The sequence below is a fragment of the Brevundimonas nasdae genome (assembly GCF_016654005.1).
GTDB lineage: Bacteria > Pseudomonadota > Alphaproteobacteria > Caulobacterales > Caulobacteraceae > Brevundimonas > Brevundimonas nasdae.
Genome location: NZ_JAEPWN010000030.1, coordinates 1 through 834 on the forward strand (window position 1 = coordinate 1; position 834 = coordinate 834).

An 834-nucleotide genomic window follows, 5' to 3' on the forward strand; every position below is an offset into this window, starting at 1 on the left:
CTAGGCTCAGGACCCATTGATGTGAGGCGCGCGATCTGATTCAGGCTCCTGAGGAGTCTGGATCATGAGTGACCTGTATTGGCTGACGGACGAGCAGATGGCTCGGCTGGCGCCCTATTTCCCCAAGAGCCACGGCAAGCCTCGGGTGGATGACCGCCGGGTGTTGAGCGGGATCATCTTTGTGAACCGCAACGGCCTGCGCTGGCGTGACGCTCCGGCGGCCTACGGGCCGCACAAGACGCTCTACAATCGCTGGAAACGGTGGAGCGAGGCTGGTGTCTTCATCCGGATGATGGAGGGCCTGTCCGGGGCTCAGACGGAACGCCGCACCGTCATGATCGACGCGACCTATCTCAAGGCGCACCGCACGGCTTCGAGCCTCGCGGTAAAAAAGGGGGCCTTGGGCGGCTGATCGGGCGCACGAAAGGCGGCATGAACACCAAGCTCCACGCCGTGACCGATGCCAGCGGACGCCCCATCAGTCTGTTCATGACGGCGGGCCAGGTCAGCGATTACACCGGCGCGGCCGCCCTGCTGGACAGCCTTCCTCCGGCTCAGTGGCTGCTGGGCGACCGAGGCTATGACGCGGACTGGTTCAGAGACGCCTTGCAGGCCAAAGGCATCACCCCCTGCATCCCGGGCCGCAAATCCCGAACCGAACCCATCCGCTACGACAGGCGCCGCTACAAACGGCGCAACCGCATAGAGATCATGTTCGGCAGGCTCAAAGATTGGCGTCGTGTCGCCACGCGCTATGATCGATGCCCGACCGTCTTCCTCTCCGCCATAGCTCTCGCTGCAACCGTCCTCTTCTGGCTATGAGTCCTGAGCCTA

At 63.4% G+C, this 834-nt stretch carries 1 protein-coding gene; it reads left to right on the plus strand.

What is annotated here, in order from left to right; all coding sequences use genetic code 11:
- Positions 1-64: 64 nt before the first annotated feature.
- Positions 65-822 (plus strand): IS5 family transposase gene (locus JKF87_RS18135; RefSeq protein WP_152546271.1). Its coding sequence is split into 2 segments (ribosomal slippage): positions 65-386 and positions 386-822, totalling 759 coding nucleotides; the frame shifts between segments, so codons are not numbered across the junction.
- Positions 823-834: the final 12 nt, after the last annotated feature.